General features: G+C 71.9%; 14 protein-coding genes and 1 pseudogene. 12 read left to right on the forward strand and 3 right to left on the reverse strand.

The features are described from left to right. The first annotated feature begins 29 nt into the window (after window positions 1-29). From ABLE88_RS14265 to ABLE88_RS14275, 3 genes are read left to right on the forward strand one after another with little or no spacing between them, the layout of a single operon-like run. On the forward strand, window positions 30-566 hold the full coding sequence (locus ABLE88_RS14265) for a tripartite tricarboxylate transporter TctB family protein (protein WP_348832356.1): 537 nt from the start codon (window positions 30-32) through the stop codon (window positions 564-566). Continuing rightward, complete coding sequence (locus ABLE88_RS14270) at window positions 566-2,074, forward strand: tripartite tricarboxylate transporter permease (protein WP_348832357.1); 1,509 nt, start codon at window positions 566-568, stop codon at window positions 2,072-2,074. The genes ABLE88_RS14265 and ABLE88_RS14270 overlap by 1 nt, the downstream gene beginning before the upstream one ends. A 55-nt stretch (window positions 2,075-2,129) precedes the next feature. Beyond that, entirely contained in the window at window positions 2,130-4,298 is a 2,169-nt protein-coding gene (locus tag ABLE88_RS14275; protein ID WP_348832358.1) for a CaiB/BaiF CoA transferase family protein, read from the forward strand. On the opposite strand, the gene ABLE88_RS14280 is transcribed toward ABLE88_RS14275, so the two are convergent. Continuing rightward, the gene (locus tag ABLE88_RS14280; RefSeq protein ID WP_348832359.1) at window positions 4,285-5,250 is read right to left on the reverse strand and encodes a Bug family tripartite tricarboxylate transporter substrate binding protein; all 966 of its coding nucleotides are present in this window, start codon (window positions 5,248-5,250) and stop codon (window positions 4,285-4,287) included. The two genes, ABLE88_RS14275 and ABLE88_RS14280, sit on opposite strands and share 14 nt — an antisense overlap. Window positions 5,251-5,352: 102 nt before the next feature. Between ABLE88_RS14280 and ABLE88_RS14285 the strand changes: the two genes are divergently transcribed. The 4 genes and pseudogenes from ABLE88_RS14285 to ABLE88_RS14300 all read left to right on the forward strand — a co-directional run bounded on the left by ABLE88_RS14285 (window position 5,353) and on the right by ABLE88_RS14300 (window position 11,058). Then, window positions 5,353-6,501: a PrpF domain-containing protein gene (locus tag ABLE88_RS14285; RefSeq protein ID WP_348832360.1), complete on the forward strand. Its 1,149-nt coding sequence runs from the start codon at window positions 5,353-5,355 to the stop codon at window positions 6,499-6,501. Window positions 6,502-6,531: 30 nt separating this feature from the next. Then, a pseudogene (locus ABLE88_RS14290) lies at window positions 6,532-6,606 on the forward strand (hypothetical protein); the annotation flags it as partial. Between the two features lie 103 nt (window positions 6,607-6,709). Beyond that, window positions 6,710-9,829: a molybdopterin-dependent oxidoreductase gene (locus ABLE88_RS14295; RefSeq protein ID WP_348832361.1), complete on the forward strand. Its 3,120-nt coding sequence runs from the start codon at window positions 6,710-6,712 to the stop codon at window positions 9,827-9,829. Window positions 9,830-9,897: 68 nt separating this feature from the next. After that, entirely contained in the window at window positions 9,898-11,058 is a 1,161-nt protein-coding gene (locus tag ABLE88_RS14300) for an NADH:flavin oxidoreductase/NADH oxidase (protein WP_348832362.1), read from the forward strand. 56 nt (window positions 11,059-11,114) lie between these two features. Here ABLE88_RS14300 and ABLE88_RS14305 read toward each other — a convergent pair whose 3' ends face one another. Further along, window positions 11,115-13,508 (reverse strand): cytochrome c3 family protein, encoded by a 2,394-nt coding sequence (locus ABLE88_RS14305; RefSeq protein WP_348832363.1) that lies wholly within the window; start codon window positions 13,506-13,508, stop codon window positions 11,115-11,117. Between the two features lie 725 nt (window positions 13,509-14,233). After that, the gene (locus ABLE88_RS14310) at window positions 14,234-15,826 is read right to left on the reverse strand and encodes an arylsulfatase (RefSeq protein ID WP_510182901.1); all 1,593 of its coding nucleotides are present in this window, start codon (window positions 15,824-15,826) and stop codon (window positions 14,234-14,236) included. Between the two features lie 382 nt (window positions 15,827-16,208). Between ABLE88_RS14310 and ABLE88_RS14315 the strand changes: the two genes are divergently transcribed. From ABLE88_RS14315 to ABLE88_RS14335, 5 genes are all read left to right on the forward strand, one after another. Next, entirely contained in the window at window positions 16,209-17,216 is a 1,008-nt protein-coding gene (locus ABLE88_RS14315; protein ID WP_348832364.1) for a helix-turn-helix domain-containing protein, read from the forward strand. 291 nt (window positions 17,217-17,507) lie between these two features. Continuing rightward, complete coding sequence (locus ABLE88_RS14320; protein WP_348832365.1) at window positions 17,508-18,209, forward strand: alginate O-acetyltransferase AlgF; 702 nt, start codon at window positions 17,508-17,510, stop codon at window positions 18,207-18,209. Window positions 18,210-18,218: 9 nt separating this feature from the next. Beyond that, a complete protein-coding gene (locus tag ABLE88_RS14325; RefSeq protein WP_348832366.1) occupies window positions 18,219-19,607 on the forward strand; it encodes an MBOAT family O-acyltransferase in 1,389 nt (462 codons plus the stop codon). Between the two features lie 9 nt (window positions 19,608-19,616). Further along, a complete protein-coding gene (locus ABLE88_RS14330; RefSeq protein WP_348832367.1) occupies window positions 19,617-20,693 on the forward strand; it encodes an alginate O-acetyltransferase AlgX-related protein in 1,077 nt (358 codons plus the stop codon). Further along, window positions 20,690-21,694: an alginate O-acetyltransferase AlgX-related protein gene (locus ABLE88_RS14335; RefSeq protein ID WP_348832368.1), complete on the forward strand. Its 1,005-nt coding sequence runs from the start codon at window positions 20,690-20,692 to the stop codon at window positions 21,692-21,694. The genes ABLE88_RS14330 and ABLE88_RS14335 overlap by 4 nt, the downstream gene beginning before the upstream one ends. Window positions 21,695-21,803: the final 109 nt, after the last annotated feature.

A 21,803-nucleotide genomic window follows, 5' to 3' on the forward strand; every position in this document is an offset into this window, starting at 1 on the left:
GGCCGAAGATGCCGCAATGGGAGGAACACATGGACACCGAGCCCAAGGGCGCCCCCCTCGGCGCACCCCTCGGCGCACCCGCCGAATGGGAGCCCGCGCGCGCAAACGGCCACGGCCTGCGCGTGCACAATTGGAACGATGTTCTGACGGGAGCGACGTTCATCGCCATCGCCGGCGCCGGCCTCTGGCTGTCGCAGAACCTCAAGGTGGGGACCGCGGTGCGGATGGGCCCAGGCTGGCTGCCCACCGCCAGCGCCTACCTGCTGATCGCCCTCGGGCTCGCCATCGCGGCGCGCAGCCTGGTCGCCGATCCGGAAGCCCTGGAGCGGTGGAACCTGCGCCCGGTGCTTCTGGTCTGCGCCGCGATTGCCTTCTTCTCCATGGGCCTCGACCGCCTGGGCCTGCCGATCACGGTCTGCGGCGTCGTCGTCATCGCCGGGCTCGCCGACGCGGAGACCCGCTGGCGCGAGACGGTGATCCTCGCCGTCGGGCTGGCCGTCGCGGCCAGCCTGGTCTTCGTCGATGCCCTCGGTTTGCCCATGCCGCTCTGGCCGGAGATCTTCTGATGTTCGATCTCTTCAGCCAGTTCCTGTCCGGCTTCGCCATCGCCGCCCAGCCGGCCAACCTGATCTACTGCCTGGTCGGCGCGCTGATCGGCACGCTCATCGGCGTTTTGCCCGGCCTCGGCCCGGTGGCCACCGTCGCCATGCTGCTGCCGGTGACCTTCTATCTGGAGCCGGTCTCGGCGCTGATCATGCTGGCCGGCATCTATTACGGCGCCTCCTATGGCGGCTCCACCACCGCGATCCTGGTGAACCTGCCGGGCGAGAACTCCTCGGTGGTCACCTGCCTCGACGGCTACCAGATGGCGCGTCAGGGCCGCGCCGGGCCGGCGCTTGCCATCGCCGCGCTGGCCTCGCTGTTCGCCGGCGTGTTCGCCACCTTCTTCATCGCTTTGTTCGCACCGCCTCTGGCCGAGGTCGCGCTGCTGTTCGGGCCGGCCGAATACTGCTCGCTGATGGTGCTCGGCATGATCGCCGCCATCGTGCTCGCGCGCGGCTCGGTGCTCTCCGCGCTCGGCATGATCGTGCTCGGCTTCTTCCTGTCGATGATCGGCACCGACATCAACACCGGTCAGCCGCGCATGACCCTCGGCATTCCCGAGCTCAACGACGGCATCGGTTTCGTGCCGCTCGCCATGGGCCTGTTCGCCATCAGCGAGACCCTGCGCAACCTCGAGAGTCCGGAATACCGCTCGCTGGTGCAGGCGAAGATCGGGCGGCTCATGCCGAGCCGCCAGGACTTCCGGGAGGCGACGCCCGCCGCGATCCGCGGCACCATCCTCGGCGCCATCCTCGGCCTGCTGCCGGGCGGCGGGGCGACGCTCTCGGCCTTCGCGGCCTATGCCTTCGAGAAGCGCATCGCCAAGCATCCGGAGCGGTTCGGCAGGGGTGCGGTGGAAGGCGTCGCGGCGCCCGAGGCCGCCAACAATGCCGGGGCGCAGACCTCCTTCATCCCGCTGCTCACCTTGGGCATCCCGTCCAATGCGGTGATCGCGCTGATGGCCGGGGCGATGATGATCCACGGCATCCAGCCCGGCCCGCAGGTCATGACCAAGAACCCCGACCTGTTCTGGGGCATCATCGCCTCCATGCTGATCGGCAACATCATGCTGGTGATCATCAACCTGCCGCTGATCAGCGTCTGGGTGGCGCTGCTCAAGGTGCCCTACCGCATGTTCCATCCGGTGCTGCTGGTGGTCTCCTGCATCGGCGTCTACAGCGTCAACAACTCCTCGTTCGAGGTGCTGCTGCTGATCGTCTTCGGCCTGCTCGGCTACGCGCTCACCAAGTGGCGGTGCGAGCCGGCGCCGCTGCTGCTGGCGTTCGTGCTCGGCCCGCTGCTGGAGGAGAACCTGCGGCGCGCCATGCTTCTGTCGTCGGGCGATCCGAGCGTGTTCGTCACCCGGCCCATCAGCGCGGTGCTGCTGCTGCTCGCCGTGGGCCTGCTGATCATCGTGGTGCTGCCGACCGTGCGCAAGACGCGCGAACTCGCCTTCGAGGAGGAGACGTGACATCCATGAAGCGATCCGACGCCGGCCGCGTGGAGCACAGGGGAGCCGTCCGGACATGAAGACCCCTCTCTCGCCCGATCTGGTGATCGTCGAAATCGGCGAGCGCATCGGCGCTTCGGTCTGCGGCGCGTTGCTCGCCGAGCTCGGCGCCACGGTGGTGCTGATCGAGCCCGAAACGCCGGGCGGCCCCAACACCAAGGGGCCGCACCGCACGAGCCTCGCCGCCGGCAAGCGCAGCCTGCTGCTCGACCGGCCGGAGGCGGCGGCCGACGCGGCCGCGCTCATCGCCACGGCGGATGCGGTGCTGGTCTCGAGCGACCTCGACCGGGCCTGGCCCGGCCCGGTCGCGGCAGCGATTGCCGACGCGGGGCTCGCCTGCGACGTCACGGCGTTCGGCGCGGAAGGCGACGCGCCGGCCCTGCCCGACGGCCTCGTCCAGGCGCTCTCGGGGGTCATGGACGTGACCGGCGATCCCGACGGGCCGCCGATCCCCTGCAACATCCCGATCCTGGAGTTCACCGCCGGGTTCTACGCGGCATCCTCGGTGCTGCTGGCGCTGGGCGCGCGGGCGCGGTCGGGCGCGCCGCAGCAGGCGCACGTCGCCATGTTCGACTGCGCCTTCAGCATGCTCACCACCTTCCTGCCGCGCCATTTCGCGGGCGGCACGCCGAACCGCATCGGCAACCACCACCCCTCCATGTCGCCGTGGAACGCCTACCGCGCCCGCGACGGCTGGGTGATGGTCTGCTCGGGGTCGAACGACCAGTGGGTGCGGATCTGCCAGATCATCGGCCGGGCCGACCTCGCCGACGATCCGCGCTTCACCATGCCCACCGGCCGGGTGGCCCACAATCCCGAGGTCGACCGGCTGATGGAGCAATGGACCGCGGGCCTCTCCGTGGCCGAGTGCGTGGCCCGGCTCGACGCCGGCGCGATCCCCGCCGGCCCGGTGGCGCGGATCGCCGACCTCGCCGGCGAGCGCAACCTGCGCCACCGCGGCATGGTCCAGTCCGTCGCGACGGCGGACGGCGCCACAGCGAAGGTGCCGGGCGCGCTGTTCCGCGGCTCGCGGGCCCACGGGCGGGCACCAGACGCGGTGGCGCGCGCCGGTGCGGACCGCAGCTTCGTGGGCGACCTCCTCGCGCGCCGACGGACGCCGGCCCGCCCCGCCGCCGCAGGCGCGCCGGAGGCCGCGCTCGCCGGGCTCCGGGTGCTGGAGATCGGCCAGTACACCACAGCGCCGCTGTGCGCGCGCCAGCTCGGCGCGTTCGGCGCCGACGTGGTGAAGATCGAGCCGCCCGGCGGCGAGCCGGCGCGCCTGCTGCCGCCGCTGCGCGACGGGCAGGGCTACTTCTTCACCATGAGCAACAGCGACAAGCGCGGGGTGACGCTGGACCTGCGCGATCCGGACGACGCCGCCACTTTCGCCGCGCTCGTGGCCCAGGCGGACGTGCTGGTGGAGAACATGAAACCGGGCGCGCTCGGCCGCTTCGGCTTCGCGCCGGAGGCGCTCGAGGTCATCAATCCGCGCCTCGTCTACTGCGCCGTGAGCGGCTTCGGCGCCGACGCCCCGGACCGCGCGCGCGGCGCCATGGACACCACCATCCAGGCCGCCGCCGGCATCATGGACGCGATCCAGCACGACGGCGTGCCCTATAAGGCCGGCATCTCGCTGATCGATCTCGTGGGCGGGCAGCTCGGGCTCGTGTTCATCCTCGCCGCCCTCGACCAGCGCGCGCGCACCGGCGCGGGCCAGTTCATCGACCTGTCCATGCTCGACGCCGCGGCCTGGATGACGCGCCTCGAATGGAACGGCGCCACGGCGGCGACCACCGCCGTGCTGGCCTGCGCGGACGGGCATGTGGCGGTGGCGCGCACGGCCGACCGCCCCGGCGTGCCCGATCTGCCGCCGGGCCTCTCGCGGAGCGAGGTGGTGCGCCGGCTCGCGGACATGGGGGTGCAGGCGGCGCCGGTTCTGAGCGTGAGCGAGGTGGCGCAGGGCGCGCGCGTGCGGGCACGGGGCCTGATGGCCGCCGGCACCTCGCCGCTCGGCGCCGCATGGCCGCTCTTGGCCACGCCGATCCGCCTCCCGGCGCGCCCGGCGCAGGTGCGGCGCGCCATGGGACCGCTCGGCTGCGATGCCGCCGAGGTGCTCGCCGACTGGGGCGTGGCCGCCCCGGCGCCGCACGCGGCGCCGGGGCGGCGGGTGGCTACTCGGCCTTGATGCCTGCGGTCTTGATGACCTTCTGCCACCGCTCGTAGTCGGTCCGGATGAAGTCCGTGAAGGCGGCCGGGGTGCTGGTGCGCACCGCGTAGCCGAGCTTGGCGAAGCTCTCCTTCACCGCGGCGTCGTCGAGCGCCGTGACCACGGCCTTGTTCAGGGTCTCGATCACCGCCGGCGGGGTGCCGGCCGGCGCCAGGAGGCCGAACCAGGCCAGCGCCTCCACGGCGAAGCCCTGCTCGATGAAGGTGGGGATCTCCGGCATGCCCGACTCGCGCCCGGCGCTCGCCACGGCGAGGCCCTTGAGGCGGCCGTTGCGGACGAATTCCATCACCACGGCGGGGGATCCGGCGAACAGCTGCACGCGCCCGGCGAGCAAATCGGTGAGCGCCGCGCTGTTGCCCTTGTAGGGCGCGTGGACGATCTCGACGCCGGCGACCGAGCCGAACAGCTCGCCGGTCAGGTGGCCGAGCGTGCCCACCCCGGCGGTGCCGAAATAGATCTTGCGCGGATTAGCCTTGGCGTAGGCCTGCAGCTCCTTCAGCGTGCTCACCGGCAAGGACGGGTGGGCGGCGAGGATGTTGGTCGCGGTCGCGACCAGGGAGACCGGCGCGAAGTCCTTCAGCGGCTTGTAGGCGAGATCGTCGTAGAGGAATGGGCTGATGACGAAGTTGCTGCTGTAGCCGAGCAGCAGGGAATAGCCGTCCGCCGGCGCCTTGGCGATCAGGTCGGTGCCGATGTTGCCGCCCGCCCCGCCGCGGTTCTCCACCACGAAGGGCTGGCCGAGGACCGCCTGGAGGCGCTGCGCCACCGTCCGGCCGATGAGGTCGGTGCCCCCGCCGGCGGCGAAGGCGACGACGACGCGCACCGGGTGGTCGGGATAGGACTGGGCGAGGCCCGGCACGGGAAGCGCGCACGCGGCGGCCGCCCCCAGAAGGAATTCTCTCCTGCGCATCGTTCCCTCTCGACTGTTCTATATTGCAGAACTATGTTCTATGAAAATGGACGATAGCCGATCGCGATGGCGACGGGAAGCGCCGCCGGGAGGATTGAAACGATGTTTCGCGAGCTTCGCTGCGCGCTGCTGCGGGGTGGCACCAGCAAGGGGGTGTTCCTCGACGAGGCCGACCTGCCGGCGGACGCGGCGGAGCGCCTGCGCGTCGTCCTCGCCGTGTTCGGATCGCCCGACCGCCGCCAGGTGAACGGGCTCGGCGGCGGCGATCCGCTCACCAGCAAGCTGGCGCTGATCGGGCCGGGACGCGGGGCCGCCGACCTCACCTACACCTTCGGGCAGGTGGAGCTGGAGCGCGCCGCCATCGATTTTGCCAGCCCGTGCGGCAACATCGTCGCGGCGGTCGGGCTCCACGCGGTGCAGCGCGGCCTGGTCAGGACACAGCCGGACGCGCCGGCGCCGTTCGCGGCGGTGCGCATCTTCAACACCAATCTGCGCCGGATCATCACCGTCGAGGTCCCGGTCGTGGACGGACGGGCCATCGAGCACGGCGACTATGTCATTCCCGGCGTTCCGGGGTCGGGCGCCAAGATCCTGGTGGACTTCTCCGACACCGCCGGCGCCGCGAGCGGCGCGCTCTTGCCCACCGGCCGCGCGCGCGAGCCGATGGACGTGCCCGGCCGCGGGACGATCGAGGTGTCGCTGGTGGACATCGCCAATCCGCACGTGTTCGTGCGGGCGGCGGATTTCGGCCTCGCGGCCACCGAGAGCGCGGAGGAGATCCACCGCCGGCCAAGCCTCATGGACCAGCTGGAGCATGTGCGCGGCCTGGCGGCCCTGCGCTTCGGCCTGGTGGACGATCCGGCCAAGGCGCGCGAGGACAGCCGGGTGACGCCCATGGTGGTGATCGTCGGTCCGCCCGCCTCCTATCGCAGCCATCCCGGCGGGCGCGAGATCGCCGCGCACGAGATGGACCTCGCCGCGCGGCTGATCTTCCTGGAGCGCGTCCATCCCACCTTCGCCGCCACCAGCATCGCCTGCACCGGCGTCGCCGCGCGGCTGCCCGGGAGCATCGCCGGCGCGCTCGCCCGGCCGGTGGCGCCCGGCGCGCCGATCCGCATCGGCCATCCCGCCGGGGTGGTGGAGGCGGAGGCGGAGGTGGACGGCACAGCGGGCACGCCCGCAGTCACCCGCGCCGCGTTCGGGCGCACCGCGCGCCGCATCATGGAAGGCGTGGTCTATGTGGAGGCGTGAGCGCGGCGGGCAGGCGGGCGGCGCGGCGCCATGGCGGTGAAGGCCGGCTTCTGCGCTCTGTGCCGCTCGCGGTGCGGCACGCTCAACGTGGTGGAGAACGGCCGCCTGGTCGAGGTGCGCCCGGACCCGTCCCATCCCACCGGCCGCGCCATCTGCCCGAAGGGGCCGGGCCGCGCCCGAGATCGCCCATCACGCGCGCCGGCTCACCGTGCCGCTGCGCCGCACGGCGCCCAAGGGCGCCGCCGACCCCGGCTGGCGCGAGATCGGCTGGGACGAGGCCATGGCCGAGATCGCCGGGCGCCTCGACGCTTTGCGCACGGAAAGCGGACCGGAGAGCGTCGCCTTCGCCATCACGTCGCAGAGCTCCAGCCCGATCTCCGACAGCACCGACTGGCTGCAGCGCTTCGTGCGCCTGTTCGGCAGCCCCAACAACTGCTTCGCCGTGGAGCTGTGCAACTGGCACAAGGACTACGGTCACGCCTTCACCTTCGGCTGCGGCCTGCCGACCCCCGATTACCGCGCCAGCGACCTGATCGTGCTGTGGGGCCACGATCCGGCCAATTCCTGGCTCGCCCAGGCCCAGGCGATCGGCGACGCGCAGGCGCGCGGCGCGCGGCTGGTGGTGATCGATCCGCACCGCTCGGGCAGCGCCGCGGGCGCCGACATCTGGTGCCCGGTGCGGCCCGGCACCGACGGCGCGCTGGCGCTCGGCATCGCCCGGCTGCTGGTGGAGCGCGCAAGCTTCGACCGCGCCTTCGTCGCGGCCTGGACCAACGGGCCGCTCCTGGTGCGTGCCGACACCGGGCGCTTCCTGCGCGGGGCCGACCTCGGCTGGGCCGACGGCGGGTGCTACGTGGCGGTCGATGCGCGCTCCGGCGCGCTGGCGCCGGCGGGGGAGGTCGCGGCGCCGGACCTCGAAGCGTCGCTGGCGGTCGAGACCCAATCCGGCCCGCGCGCCTGCAGCACCGCCTTCGCCCTGTATCGCGCGGCGCTCGCCCCGTTCACGCCGGACCGGGTCGCGGCCGAGACCGGGATTTCGGCGCCGCAAGTGCTCGCCCTCGCCGACGCCTTCGCGGGCGCGAAAGCGGTGAGCTATTACGGCTGGACCGGCATCGGCCAGCACACCAACGCCACCCAAACCGACCGCGCCATCGCCACCTTGCACGCCCTGACCGGCTGCTTCGACGCGCCGGGCGGCAACGTGCTGTTCGCCAAGCATCCCGCCCGCGGCATCAACCCGCCGTCCCTGCTGTCCGCAACCCAGCGCGCCAAGGCGCTCGGCATCGACGCGCGCCCGCTCGGGCCGGCGCGCAACGGCTGGGTCACCGCGCGCGACCTCTCGCGGGCGATCCTCGAGGGCGCGCCCTACCGGGTGCGGGCGCTGGTGGGCTTCGGCTCCAACATCCTGGTCGCCCATCCGGAGCCTGCGCGCGCGCGGGCCGCGCTCGAGGCGCTGGACTTCCAGGTCCATTGCGATCTGTTCCTCAACCCCACCGCCGAGCTCGCCGACATCGTGCTGCCGGTGGCGAGCGCCTGGGAGCGCGAGAGCCTGCGCGTCGGCTTCGAGATCACCCAGGAGGCGGAGGAGCTGGTGCAGCTGCGCCAGCCCATGGTCGCGCCGCTCGGGGCCTGCCGCTCGGACCTTCAGATCGTGTTCGACCTCGCCGGCCGCCTTGGCCTCGGCGACCACTTCTTCGGCGGCAGCATCGAGGCCGGCTGGAACCACGTGCTGGAGCCCCTCGGCCTCACGGTGGCGCAGCTGCGCCAGAGGCCGGCGGGCATCCGCCTGCCGCTCGAATGGCGCCCCCGCAAGTATGAGCAGGCGGGGTTCGCCACCGAGACCGGGCGGATCGAGCTCTATTCCGAGCTTCTGCTGCGGCACGGCTACCACCCGCTGCCGGGCTTCGTCCCGCCGGCCGAAGCGCCCTCCGCCCGCTTCCCGCTGGTGCTCACCACCGGCAATCGCGGCAATTACTGCCACGCCCAGCATCGCGACATCGTCGCCTTGCGCCGGCGCGCGCCGGAGCCGGAGGCGAGCCTTGATCCTCAGACCGCGCAGGCGCGCGGCATCACCGGCGGCGACTGGGTGCGGCTCACAAGCCGCGTCGGCGCCGCGCGCTTCAAGGCGCGCATCGACCCCTCAGTCCAGCCCGGAACCGTGGTCGCCGACTATGGCTGGTGGCAGGCGTGCCCCGATCTCGGTCTGCCCGGCAGCGTCGCGGGCGATCCGGAGGGATTCAACTACAACAACCTGATCTCGGGCGCCGCCGGCGACCCGCTCAGCGGCGCGCCGGGCCTGCGCTCGTTCGCCTGCGAGGTGGAGCGCGGAGGCGAGGGCGCCTGGATCGGCCGGCGCGCCTTCCGCGTCGCCGCGCGGCGGGAGGAGTGCGCCGGCGTGGTGACGCTGCGCCTCGAACCTTGCGACGGTGGCGCCCTGCCGGGCTTCCGGCCGGGCCAGCACATCACGCTCCATCGCCAAGGGGTCTCGCGCTCCTACTCCCTCTCCTGCGCGGCCGTTCCGGCACCCTCGTTCTACGAAGTGACGGTGCGGCGGCTCGACGGCGGACGCTTCTCGCCTTGGGCGACGGCGCTGGCGGTCGGCGACGCGGTGGAATGCCAGGCGCCCGGCGGCCTGTTCGCGCTGCCCTTGCGGAACGAGTTTCCGGTGGTGCTGCTGGCGGCCGGCGTCGGCATCACGCCCTTCATCGCCTATCTGCGCACGCTGGTCGGTGCCGCCGGCGAGCCGCAGGTGATCCTGCATTACGGGAGCAGGGACGGCGCCGCGGAAGCCTTCGCGGCCGAGCTCGCGCGCCATGCCGAGCGGCTGGCGAACCTCACCGTGCTGCGGCACCTCTCCCGTCCGGGTCCGCACGATCGCGCCGACGTCGTCGGGCGGATCACCGATGCCGCCATCGACGACCGCCTGATCGCCGCCCGCGCGCGCTTTTATCTGTGCGGGCCGGACGCCATGATGCGGTCGGTGACGGACGGCCTTCTCGCCCGCGGCGTGCCGCGCTTCGAGATCTTCCAGGAACGCTTCTGGAGCGGCCCGGCCACGGGCACGGTGCCCGCGGGCACCCACCGCGTCGTCTTCGCCCGCTCCGGCCGGTCCATGGACTGGACGCCGGAGAAGGGCACCATCCTCGCCTGCGCCGAGGCCGGCGGGCTCGACCTGCCGAACGGCTGCCGGGTCGGCCAGTGCGAAAGTTGCGCTGTCGGCATCGTCTCCGGCGGGGTCGCGCATCTGTCCGAAATCGCCGGCCTCGACGACGGCCTGTGCTTCACCTGCCGCGCGGTGCCGACATCCGATCTCACGCTCGACGCCTGAGGTGTCGAACCTTGCGCACGGGAGGGGCCTCGGCGCGCGGGTCGTTGCGACAGCCCCCTGGATCGACCATGACCGAGCCTCTCCTGTTCTCGCCCTTCCGCCTGCGCGGTGTCGAGCTGCCGAACCGCATCGTGGTCTCGCCCATGGGGCAGTATTCGGCGACGCCCGAAGGGTTCGCCACCGACTGGCACCTGATGCATCTCGGCCACCTCGCGGTTTCCGGCGCCGGCCTCGTGATCACCGAGGCGACGGCGGTGGAGCCCGCCGGCCGCGTCAGCTCCGCCTGTCTCGGCATCTGGTCGGACGACCACATCGCCCCGCTGCGGGCCGCGCTGACCTTCTGCCGGCGTCATGGGGGCGCCTTCCTCGGCATGCAGCTCGCCCATGCCGGCCGCAAGGGCTCGGTGTCCGTCCCCTGGGAAAAGCAGATCGCCCTCGACGGGACCAATGGCGGCTGGGAGCTCAAGAGCGCCTCGCCCGTGGCCTATCCCGGCCGTCCGGCGCCCCACGCCCTGAGCGTCGGGGAGCTCGGCGAGGTGCGCCGGGCGTTCGCGGCGGCGGCACGGCGCGCGCTGGCGCTCGACTTCGACCTTTTGGAGATCCACAACGCCCATGGCTATCTGCTGCACTCCTTCCTGACGCCGCTCGCCAATGCCCGCACGGACGCCTATGGCGGCGCGCTGGAGGCACGCATGCGCTTCCCGCTCGAAGTGTTCGAGGCGGTGCGCGAGGCCTGGCCGGCAGACCGGCCGCTCGGCGTGCGCATCACCAGCACCGACTGGGCGGAGGGCGGCTGGACGCTGGAGGAATCGGTGGTGTTCGCGCAGCGCCTGAAGGCGCGCGGCTGCGACTATGTCTGTGCCTCCAGCGGCGGCAGCACGCCGGAGCAGAAGATCGCCGTCGCGCCGGGCTACCAGGTGCCGCTCGCCGCGCGCATCCGCGCCGAGGTGGACATTCCCACCATCGCCGTGGGGCTGATCACCGAGCCCGCCCAGGCGGAAGGGATCCTGCGCGAGGGCAAGGCCGACCTCGTCGCCCTCGGCCGGGGCATGCTCTACAATCCTCGCTGGGCCTGGCACGCGGCGGAGGCGCTCGGCGCCAACGCCTACTTCCCGCCGCCCTACGAGCGCTGCCATCCCTCCCTGCGGGGCGGCGACTTCCTCAAGCCGTTCCGCGAGACCGGGCCCCAGGGCGCCGGGGCGCGCGGCGACCTGATGTCCGGCGCGTAGCGGGCGCCCGGCAGCGCGCAGGCGCTGCCGTCCTCATCGGATGCGGGGCGCAGGCCCTATCGCGGCGGCGTCACCCGGAGGCGGGCGAGGAGATCGGCAAACCGGGGATCGTCCGGATGCAGCCGAGCGAGGCGCCCCGCGAGCGGACGCGCCGCCGCGACGTCGCCGGTCGCCAGCGCGTCGTTGAGGGCGAGGGCGAGGAGGTTGCCGTCGTAGGGCGCGCGCGCCAGCGCGGCGGAGCGCACGGCACGGCTGCGGGCCTCCTCCCCGGTGGAGCGCAGGGCCACCGCGAGCACGTAGGCGAAGGTGGGATCCTCCGGGGCGAGCGCCGCCGCGGTCTCGAACGCCTGCACCGCCTCGACGGTGCGCTTCTGGCGCACCAGGCTGAGGCCCAGCGCATGGTGCAGCATGGCCGGTGCCGCGCTGCGCGGCAGGGTCTCGCGCAGGAGGCGCTCGCCCTCCGCCTCCCGGCCGGTGCGGCGGTAGAGATCGGCGAGGTTCACCGCCAGTTCGCCGGCACCCGGATCGAGCGCGAGGCCGGCGCGAAGCTCGCGCTCCGCCGCCGCCGCATCGCCCCGGAGCAGGAAGTAGGTGGCGAGGTTCGCGCGTCCTTCCGGACGGTCGGAATTGAGCCAGAGCGAGGCCTCGTAGGCTTGGAGCGCCGAGGCGAGCCTGGCGCGGTCCGCCTCCGGCACGCGGGCGGGCGGCGTGTCCGCCACCGCGCGCGCCGCCGCGAGCCGCACCGCCAGCACGGGATCGTCGAGCAGCGGCGCCGCCAGTGTCCAGCGCCGGTCGGCCGGCTGGCCGTTGAGGGCGCGCAACGCGGCCACCCGCGCCAGCGGGTCGGGGTCGGCGAGCCCCTTCTCCAGCACCTGCTGGGCGGCCCGGGAGGGAAAGCGGGCCAGCGCATCGAGCGCGCTCGCCCGCGCCACGCCCGGCACGCGCGGCGCCAGGGCGAGGGCCATCAGCTTCTCGCGGGCGGAGGGATCGCCGCGCCGGGCGCCGGCGAAGGCGTCGGCATAGGTCTGGAAGCCCTTGCGCTCCGGGCCGTGCCAGGCCTCGACCGCGGCGGCGGCCCATTCGGCCGACTTGTCCGCGTGGCAGTCGGTGCAGGCGTTCGGCGTGCCGAGCTTGACCGACTGATCGGGACGGGGAATGCGGAAGGAATGGTCGTGGCGCACGTCGACGCGCATGAAAGTGCGCGCCGGCATGTGGCACGAGATGCAGTCGGGCGCGCCGGGACCTTGCGGATGGCCGGTATGGGCCTTTGCCGCGAACTTTTCGGGCGCGTGGCAATGGGCGCAGACGGCGGCGCCCTCGGCCTTCAGCCGTCCCGAATGGGGATCGTGGCAGTCGGTGCAGACCACGCCTTTCTCGTACATCTTGGACTGCTTGAAGGTGTGGTCGTTGAACACCTCGTCGCGCATCTGCCCGTCGGCCTCGAACAGCCCCTCGGAGAGGAAGGCGGACAGGTGGGTGTCGGCGAGCGGACGCCCGGGCTTCCAGTCCTCCGAGAGCAAGCCGCGCCGGCCGTGGCAGCGGACGCACATCTCCACCTCGTCGCCCGCCGGGCGCAAAGGCGTGGCGACCTGAGGGCTGCCGGTCGCCGGATCGGGGGTGAAGTCCACCGGCGGGCGGCGCGCAAAGGCGGCGGAAAAGCCCTTCAGCGGCAGATCCTGGCGCGGCGCGGCGGTCGCCCAGGCCACATGGCCCGCCCCCGGCCCGTGGCAGCTCTCGCAGCCGACGCTCACCTCGGAGAAGGTGGTCCTGTAGGTGTTCGCCGCCGGGTCGTAGCCCTTCGACAGCGCCGTCGAGTGGCACTCGGCGCACATGTGGTTCCAGGTCTGCAGCACGCCGGTCCAGTGTTCCGGGTCGCCCGGCTTCACCTCCTGCGGGTAGACATGGATCCAGCGCTGGCCGCCCGCCGCCTGCGGCCGGCTGTCCCAGGCCCAGGGCAGGACCTGGCGGCGCCCGTCCGGAAAGGTCACGAGATATTGCTGCAGCGGCGTGAGGCCGAACGCGTCGGAGACCTCGAAGGTCTCGATCGCGCCGTCCCGTCCCTGCGTCTCCACCAGGAAGCGGTCGCCGTCGCGCAGGAAGCGGGCGGTGGCGCCGAAATGCTGCGCGGTGACGCCCGAGAAGTCGCCCCGCACGCTCGTGGGCGTCGCCGCCGCCATGGCAAAGGCGTGGTGGGAGGCGGCCCACGCCTTCGCCTGCGCCCCATGGCAGCCGGCGCAGGCGGTGGAGCCCACATGATCCCGCGGCGCCAAGGCGGCGCGGCGGCCGACATCCGCCGGCACATCGGCGCCGAGGCCCGGCGCGCCGGAGCCGCGCGCCGCGAAGGTGGCGGCGAGGACGGCCACGGCGAGAAGGCCGGCGGCGAGCGCGGCGGCGAGCGGCGCCATCAGCGCCCGCGCCCGGCGCCGAAGGGACGGCAGGAGGCGCTCCATCAGCGGAACCGGCTTGGGCGCGGGCCCGGGTTTTTGCGGCGCAACGGCGCTCTTCCCATCATGCATCCTGCGGGAGCGCGAACCGGCCAAATTGAACCAATTTGACCGCTGGATCGCCCTCTAAATTGATGAAGGAGAACGCGTCGTCCAATCAGCTTGGGTGCGCGCTGATCGGCGCGTGCGCTCGCGGCGGACCGGGCGCGGCCGCACCGCCGCGCATGGCGATCATAAGCGAGCTTGCGCCCGGCGTCGTCAGGCGGCCGCCGCAAGCCGGCCCGCCCCCGGCCGAGGCCAGCGATTCGCCTTCTCGGCCTTCCGCAGGGCGTCTATGGCCTGAAGGATCCTTTCGACCGGATGCTCCCTGCAATGGACGGTCACGTTGTGGATCTGCGCCCCCCCCCCCGGGGAATATTGATCGCCGACTTCTTGTCGAGGCCGTTGTACCGGGCGCTGTACCAGACGCCGAGGACGTCCGCGTCCTCCGGGTAGGTTGATGGGCTGGTCGCGGGTCCGTTCCTCGACCTTGAGGGGTCCTTCGCGTCCGCGGACGTGGGCCGGTCGGTCTGGGCGCTCGCGCCGGCGGCGGCGAGGGTGCGCCCCGAGGCGGGAGCGCGGCACGAAAGGCGCGCGCGACCGCGGCCCTGGCGGCCTCCGGAACAGCAGGTCCGGGATCGCGGGAAAGCCGGACGGACGGAACATCCCGCCCGGCCGGCGCGCGCCGCGCCTCAGTTGGCGCCGGACATGGGCTTTGAGAGCTGCTCCATGATCTGGTCCACCGAGAAGGTGGCCGCCTTCTGGCGCGGCGGGAAATCCCGGAACGAGGTGGCGAACTGGGCCACATAGGTCTGCGCCGGGACCAAAAGGAAGGCGCGGTCCAGCACCCAGTCGTAATAGGTGTTCGAGGTCACGTCGGCCCGCTCGTAGGGGTCGAGGCGCAGGTTGAAGATCTTGGGCACGCGCAGGGGGGTGAAGGGCTCGGCCCACACCCGCAGGGTGCCCTCGGCCCGCTGCTCGGAGAAGACGAACTTCCAATTGTCGTAGCGCAGCCCGGTCAGCGCCGCCTCGTCGTTGAAGTAGAAGAAATCGGGCCGGGCACTCTTGCCGGTCTTGCCGGTGAGGTAGTCGAGCTGGTTGAAGCCGTCGAGATGCACCTTGTAGGTGGTGTTGCCCACCTTGTAGCCGGTGAGCAGCTTCTCCTTGACGTCCGGCACGCCGGCGGCGGCGAGCAGGGTGGGCATCCAGTCGAGGTGGGAGAAGATGCCGTTGGCGACGGTGTCGGGCTTGACGTGGCCGGGCCACTTCACCATTGCGGGCACCCGGTAGGCGCCTTCCCAATTGGTGTTCTTCTCCGAGCGGAAGGGCGTTGCCGCCGCGTCCGGCCAGGAATTCAGGTGCGGGCCGTTGTCGGTGGAGTAGAAGACGATGGTCTCGCCCTCGAGGCCGAGATCCTTGATCTTCTTCAGCACCGTGCCGACGTTCCTGTCGTGGTCGATCATGGCGTCCGCATAGGGGCCCATCCAGCGTCCGGCCTGGCCGAGGCTCTCGGGCTTCACATGGGTGCGGAAGTGCATGTGGGTGAAGTTGACCCACAGGAAGATCGGCTTGCCTTCCTTCGCCTTGCGGTCGAGGAAGTCGGCGGAGCGGGCGGCGATGTCGTCGTCGATGGTCTCCATGCGCTTGCGCGTCAGGGGGCCGGTATCCTCGATCCTCTGGCTGCCGTCGGGATTGGCGAAGGAGTGGATCACGCCGCGCGGACCGAATTTCTTGCGGAAGTTCGGGAACTCCTTCTCGCTCGGATAATCGGGGTTCTCCGGCTCTTCCTCCGCATTGAGGTGGTAGAGATTGCCGAAGAATTCGTCGAAGCCGTGGGCGGTGGGCAGGTGCTCGTCGCGGTCGCCGAGATGGTTCTTGCCGAACTGGCCGGTGACGTAGCCCTGGCCCTTCAGCAGCTCGGCGATGGTGGGATCCTCCTTCTGGAGGCCGAGGGGCGCGCCGGGCAGGCCCACCTTGGTGAGGCCGGTGCGCGGGCCGGCCTGGCCGGTGATGAAGGACGCGCGGCCGGCGGTGCAGCTCTGCTCGCCGTAATAATCGGTGAAGATCACGCCGTCCTGGGCGATGGAATCGATGTTGGGCGTGCGGTAGCCCATGAGGCCGTTGGTGTAGGCGGAGATGTTGGACTGGCCGATGTCATCGCCCCAGATGACGATGATGTTCGGCTTCTTCGCCGGTGCTGTGGCCGGGGTCTGGGCCATCGCCGCCGTGGTCGCGAGGCCCGCGACGAGGGCGGCGGCGAGGCGTCTGGCGCTCGGTCCGATCATGGGGATCCTCCTGTCTGGTCTTGGACGGTCTGGTTGCGCAAGCCGGGGCCGGGCCGCGGCGGTACGGATCGGACGGGCGCGTGCGCGAGCCGCAAGCCGGTCGCAATGTGGACCGGCCGGCGGGCAGGCACGGGCTCCGGTGCACGGCGGCAGGGACGGCGCGCTCCGGCGCCGCCATGCGCCGCTCCGCCTCTGTCCCTACCGCCGGCACGCTGCGCGTGCCGCGGCCGCCCCCGTCCATCGGCACCCGCATCCCCGCTCACCCCAAGGCGGATTGCTGTTTGGAAACGTGCTAAACAGTTGCGCTGAAGGCGTATTGCCATTTTGCGCATCGCCTTGCCGCCGCCGGGCGGCATCGATCAACGCCACTCCCGGAGGGGGGATGACGCCCTATTTCGCCCGACAGTCCGGCTTCGGCCCGCTGGCCGCGATCCTCGCGCAATCCGAGGGACAAAGGGTGGTCGAGCGGCTGTGCCGGGAAGTCGGCGTCACCTTCGAGCCCGACCAGCCGAACCGGCCCCTCGCCTTCGCCGGGATGTCGCAGCTGTTCGAGCGGGCGGCGCGGGCGCGGGGCGACGGCGCGCTCGGCTTCCGCGTCGGCGCCGGCATGCGGCCGGAGGAGTTCGGCCCGCTGGTGGACTATTCCCTGTCGGGCATCAACCTGCTGCACGCCATCCAGCGGGCGAACCGCCTCGTCGCCCTGCAATGCAACGCCGTCAGCCTGTCGCTCCGGGTGAGCGGGGAGACCGCCATCTGGGTGTTCGGCTACGTCCGCGGAACGGACGGCGTCCACGCTCAGCACGCGATGCACGCGCTGCCCTCCATGGTGCGCGTCATCCAGGCGGTGGTGGGCCTCGGCCCGGACGGCATGGGCATCGAGCTCGCCCTCTCCGCCGATCCGATGACGCGCGAGGTGGCCGACCTGTCCGACGTGGCGGTGCGCGCCGGCCGTCCGCATTTCGCGGTGACCTTCCCGAGCGCATGGCTGCGCCGCGCCCGCGCCCAGGTGGTCCGGCCCCGCGTCACCCTGTTCGACGTCCACCAGCATTATGTGCCGCGCCTGCCGCGCTCCACGCGCGAGGCCGTCAGCCTCATGCTCCAGTCCATGGTGGGCATCGGCGACCCGGGGCTCGACGAGGTGGCGTTCCGGTTCGGCTGGTCGCGGCGCAAGATCCAGAGCGACCTCAGGGCCGAGGGCTGCAGCTTCCGCGACCTGGTGATCGAGGCGCGCATGACGCGGGCCATGGCCTTCATGCGCGAGGGCCGGCACAGTCTGGTGGATGTGGCGCTCGCGGTCGGCTATTCGGACCAGGCCCACTTCAACCGGGCGTTCCTGGCCTATACCGGCCTGCCGCCGGGCCGCTGGCGCGCGCGGGTCGCGGGCCCCTGACGGGCGCCGGGCGGGGGCCGCGGGGTGTCCGGGCGGCGGCTTGCGGCCGCAATCCCCGGTCCTGTCGTCGCTGTGATGGTCGCGGCTGTTGCAATGGCGACGTTTGCGCCCTAGAGCACCATCTGCAGGCGCGAGCGGCGCCTCGACCTTGTTCAGCGTTCTCCCCACCCAAGGTGCGCCGATCAGGCTGGCGACGGAGCGAGGAGCTCCGAGGACCTGTGCCGCCGAGGGAGGAAGATCGCCCCCACGCGACGGGCCGCTCCCCGGCGCGCCCGTGCCGAAGGTTCTCCCATGCGCTCGACCGGACGCCTCGCCCGCCTCTTCACCGGCCTCGCCTCTGCCGCGCTCGCCTCGGCGACCCTCGCCGTGTCGGCGACCGGCGCCCATGCGGCGGGGGAGGTGGCGCGCCTCTATGCGCCGAAGCCGCCGCCGGGCTCGGCCTTCGTCCGCGTCGTGGACCTCTCCGGCACGCCCGGCAGCTTCACCTTCGGCGACGGCCCGGCCGCCAAGGCCGCGGACGGCGAGGTGGCGACGCTGTTCCGGATCGTGAAGGGCGGCGTCCCGCTCGCGCTCGCGCGCGACGGCAGTCCGGTGACGGCAAGCCTGGTGCCGGCCGCCGACGGCTTCTCGACGGTGGTGATCCCGCCCGGCGGCGCGCCGGCGCAGATCATCTCGGACTCGACCGAGGGCCGCAACGATCTCAAGGCCCAGCTGCGCTTCTACAACTTCGTGCCCGGCTGCGCCGGCGCCGTGGTGGTGGTGGACGGTCCCACCGTGTTCGAGGACGTCGCCACCTTCGGCACCCGCCAGCGCGTCATCAACCCGATCGAGGCGAGCCTGTCCGGCCGCTGCGGCGCCGCCGCCTCCCCGGCGCTCAAGCTGCCGCCGCTGAAGGCGGGGGACAATTTCAGCCTGTTCCTGGTCGAGACGCCGGCGGGGCTGGCCCTGAAAGGCCAGCGGGACGAGACCGAGCCCTATCGCTCCGCCAACTGACGGGCTCCCATGGTCTTCGCCTCCGACAGCTTCCTGTTCCTGTTCCTGCCTGCCTTTCTCATCGCCTATGCGCTGAGCCCCGCAGGCGCGCGCAATCTGTGCGTCCTCGCCTTCTCGTGGATCTTCTACGCCTGGTGGCGGGTGGACTTCCTTCCGCTCATCGTCTCCATCGCCATCTGGTCGTGGCTTACCGGCCTGTGGATCGCGCGCGCCGAGGAGCCGGAGCGCCACCGGGCGCTGCTGGTGGGCATCGCCTGGCCGCTCGCCGCGCTGATCTGGTTCAAATACGCCAACATGCTGGTGCACAGCGCCGACGTGGTGGGCACGGACGTGACCTGGTGGTGGGCCGAGGTGCTGCTGCCCATCGGCCTCAGCTTCTTCGTGTTCGGCGCCATCTCCTATTCCATGGACGTCTACCGACGCACCGTGCCGGCCGAGCCCTCGTTCATCAATTACGCCACCTACCAGTCCATGTTCGGCCACCTCGTGGCCGGCCCGGTGGTGCGCTACAAATGGGTGGCGGAGCGGCTCAAGGAGCGCACCTTTCACCGCGCCGAATTCATGTTCGGCGTCGAGCGCTTCATGATGGGCTTCGCCATGAAGGTGCTGATCGCCGACACCCTGGCCCCGGTGGTGGATGCCGGCTATCACCTGCCCGATCCCTCGACGATGGACGTGATCGTCTCCATCGTCGGCTATTCGCTGCAGCTTTATTTCGACTTTGCCGGCTACAGCGCCATGGCCATCGGCCTCGGCCTGATGGTGGGCCTGAAATTCCCGGAGAATTTCGACAACCCGTATCTGTGCACCTCCATCGGCGATTTCTGGCGGCGCTGGCACATCTCGCTGTCCACCTGGCTGCGCGACTATCTCTTCATCCCGCTCGGCGGCAGCCGGGCCTCCTTGCCGCGGGTGTGCGCCAACCTGCTCATCACCATGGGCCTCGGCGGCTTGTGGCATGGCGCGAGCTGGACCTTCATGGTCTGGGGCCTCTGGCACGGCGCGGCGCTGGTGTTCGAGAAGCTGTGGGACGTGTCGGGATGGCCCAAGGTGCCGCCGCTGGTGGGGCACATCCTGGCGATCGTGTTCATCAATCTCGGCTGGATCCTGTTCCGCTCGCAGAGCTGGGCCGAGGCCGGGGTGATGACCAACGGGCTGTTCGGCCACCATGGCGTCGGCGTCTCCGACGCCATGGGCGCGGTCCTGCGGCCGGTGGAGATCGCCACCTTCGCGGCGGGCATCGGCCTCATCTATCTGCCGAAGCTGATGCGCATCGACCCGTCCGCGCCCGAGCCGGGCCACACGCTGCGCGCCGTCCTCGCCCTGCCGCTGTTCCTGCTCGCGGTCTGGGTGCTGCAGGGGCGCACCGTGGTCCCCTTCCTCTACTTCCAGTTCTAGGGGAAGCGCATGGCCGACCTGTTCCGTACCATCGCCACCCTCGGTTTCCTGGCCCTGCTGTTCCCCGGCTTCGGCTTCGTCATCGCCCATTTCGCCGGATCCGGCACCGCGCCGGTGATCGCGGCGGCCAGTGGCAAGAACCTCATCGACGGCGGGGTGACCGCGGTGGTAGATCGCCAGGTGGTCGCCGCTTTGCCGCGCACGCCGGCGGTCGATTCCCTGATGGCCGGCCTCACCTACCTGGTCCTGGACGATGCCGGCCCGCAGGTGCGCGCCGGCTGCCCCGGCTGGCTCTTCATCACCGAGGAGATCGCCTTCCAGAAGGGCGGCGACGCCAACCTCGCCGCCCGCCTGCGGATCGCCGCCAAGATCCGCGACGCCATGAAAGCGCGCGGCATCGAGATGCTGGTGATGCCGGTGCCCGACAAGATCTCGGTGTCGGGCGAGGGCAGCTGCGGCCTGCCGGTGTCGCGCCAGGCCCAAGGGCGCCTCGCCGCCTGGCGCGCGGGCACCGCCGGCCTCGGCCTCCAGCAGGTGGACGTGATCACCGGCTTCCCGGCGCACGGCTACCTGCGCACCGACACCCACTGGAACGCCGCGGGCGCCCGCTACGCCGCCGACCGGCTCGCCGCCGCCGTGGCGGCGCGCCTCGGCCCGGGCACGGAGAAGGTGGAACTCGCCGTCAGCCCGCCCAAGGCGCGCGTCGGCGACCTCATGCACCTGGCCGGCCTCGACCGCTCCTACCCCTGGTCCGGCCCGGCGCCGGACATGGAGCCGGAGGTGTCCAGCCGCGTCATCCGCACGGGCGGTCTGCTGGACGAGGTGCCGGCGCCGAGCGTGATCCTGATCGGCACCTCCTTCTCCCTGCGCTCGGGCTTCGCCGATTTCCTGGCCGCCGCGCTCGCGCGCGAGGTGGGCCAGAAGAGCCGCGAGGGCGGCGGATATGCCGGGGCCATGCTCGACATCCTCATGAACAGCCCCCAGATCCTGGACGGAACGCGCCTGGTGGTCTGGGAGCTGCCGATCCGCACGCTGACGCACCCCCTGACCGAGGCCGAGCGCCGCTTCCTGGGAGACGAGAAATGACGCTGCCCCCCACACCTTCCCGCGCCCTCTCGCGCCGCAGTTTCGGCGCCGCGGCCGCGAGCCTGCTCCTCGCCGCCTCCCTCGCCCCCGCGCCGGCGCAGGCGCAGAACACCATCATCATGGGCAAGGGCGGATGGCTGTTCCCCGGCTGGGAGAGCCTGACGACGCTGGACAAGCCGGGCATCGACAGGGTGGTGGGCCTGATCGGCGACACCAAGGCCGCGCTCGCCGGGCGCAACATCGCCCTCGTCATCGCCCTGGTGCCCCTGAAGGCCTCCGCTTATGTCGACAAGCTGCCCGACGGGGTGCGCATCGCGCCGGAGGTGCAGGGGCAGTACGACTATATCCTCGGTCAGCTCCGGCAGGCCGGCATCGACACCGTGGACCTGCGCGCGGCGCTGAAGTCGGTGGAGACCGGCAAGCAGACCGCCTTCTACCGGGCCGACTACCACTGGACCTCCTGGGCGGCGGAAGCGGCCGCCGACGCGGTCGGCCAGACCATCAAGCAGAAGTTCCCGCGCCTCGGCGGCCAGCCGGGCACCGGCGACAAGCTCGGCCAGTGGGTCACCCAGCGCAATCTGGGCGACCTCGCCCAGCGCTTCCTCACCCCCGAGCAGCAGCGGCAGGTGGGGCCGGACCTCTACACGGTGCGTGCCGCGGCCCAGAGCGGCGGCGGCCTTCTGGGCTCCGGCCCGGCGCCGGTGCACGTGGTGGGCAACAGCTTCGTGCAGCCTTATCTCGGCTTCCCCCAGAAGCTCTCCAGCGTCATCGACCGGCCGGTCTCGCTCACCTGGCAGCCCGGCAATGTGGGGCCGTGGGCGACCTTCCTCCAGTTCCTGGCGGCGCCCGACTTCCAGCGCGCCCCGCCGCAGGTGGTGGTCTGGCAGTTCAACGAGGGTCCGTTCCACAGCGGCCCGGAATCGCCCGACCAGTGGGACACCGCCTCCTTGATGAGCCCGCAGACCTGGCGCGAGCGCATGCAGCAGGGCGTGCGGCGGTAGCAGGCTGAAGTCGTCCACCGCGCCGCCCGGTCCGCTGCGACCCGGCGGCGCGGTTTTTTTGTGCCTGAAGCATTGATCTGGTTGATCTTTTTCACCGCGACCCCGCTCG

It is taken from the genome of Xanthobacter luteus (assembly GCF_040049235.1).
In the GTDB taxonomy this organism is placed as follows: domain Bacteria; phylum Pseudomonadota; class Alphaproteobacteria; order Rhizobiales; family Xanthobacteraceae; genus Xanthobacter.

Bases quoted from the DNA above. Each gene is read 5' to 3' on its own strand.
- ABLE88_RS14265 (WP_348832356.1), top strand. From the start codon at position 30: ATGGACACCGAGCCCAAGGGCGCCCCCCTCGGCGCACCCCTCGGCGCA.
- ABLE88_RS14270 (WP_348832357.1), top strand. From the start codon at position 566: ATGTTCGATCTCTTCAGCCAGTTCCTGTCCGGCTTCGCCATCGCCGCC.
- ABLE88_RS14275 (WP_348832358.1), top strand. From the start codon at position 2,130: ATGAAGACCCCTCTCTCGCCCGATCTGGTGATCGTCGAAATCGGCGAG.
- ABLE88_RS14280 (WP_348832359.1), bottom strand. From the start codon at position 5,250: ATGCGCAGGAGAGAATTCCTTCTGGGGGCGGCCGCCGCGTGCGCGCTT.
- ABLE88_RS14285 (WP_348832360.1), top strand. From the start codon at position 5,353: ATGTTTCGCGAGCTTCGCTGCGCGCTGCTGCGGGGTGGCACCAGCAAG.
- ABLE88_RS14300 (WP_348832362.1), top strand. From the start codon at position 9,898: ATGACCGAGCCTCTCCTGTTCTCGCCCTTCCGCCTGCGCGGTGTCGAG.
- ABLE88_RS14305 (WP_348832363.1), bottom strand. From the start codon at position 13,508: ATGGAGCGCCTCCTGCCGTCCCTTCGGCGCCGGGCGCGGGCGCTGATG.
- ABLE88_RS14310 (WP_510182901.1), bottom strand. From the start codon at position 15,826: ATGATCGGACCGAGCGCCAGACGCCTCGCCGCCGCCCTCGTCGCGGGC.
- ABLE88_RS14315 (WP_348832364.1), top strand. From the start codon at position 16,209: ATGACGCCCTATTTCGCCCGACAGTCCGGCTTCGGCCCGCTGGCCGCG.
- ABLE88_RS14320 (WP_348832365.1), top strand. From the start codon at position 17,508: ATGCGCTCGACCGGACGCCTCGCCCGCCTCTTCACCGGCCTCGCCTCT.
- ABLE88_RS14325 (WP_348832366.1), top strand. From the start codon at position 18,219: ATGGTCTTCGCCTCCGACAGCTTCCTGTTCCTGTTCCTGCCTGCCTTT.
- ABLE88_RS14330 (WP_348832367.1), top strand. From the start codon at position 19,617: ATGGCCGACCTGTTCCGTACCATCGCCACCCTCGGTTTCCTGGCCCTG.
- ABLE88_RS14335 (WP_348832368.1), top strand. From the start codon at position 20,690: ATGACGCTGCCCCCCACACCTTCCCGCGCCCTCTCGCGCCGCAGTTTC.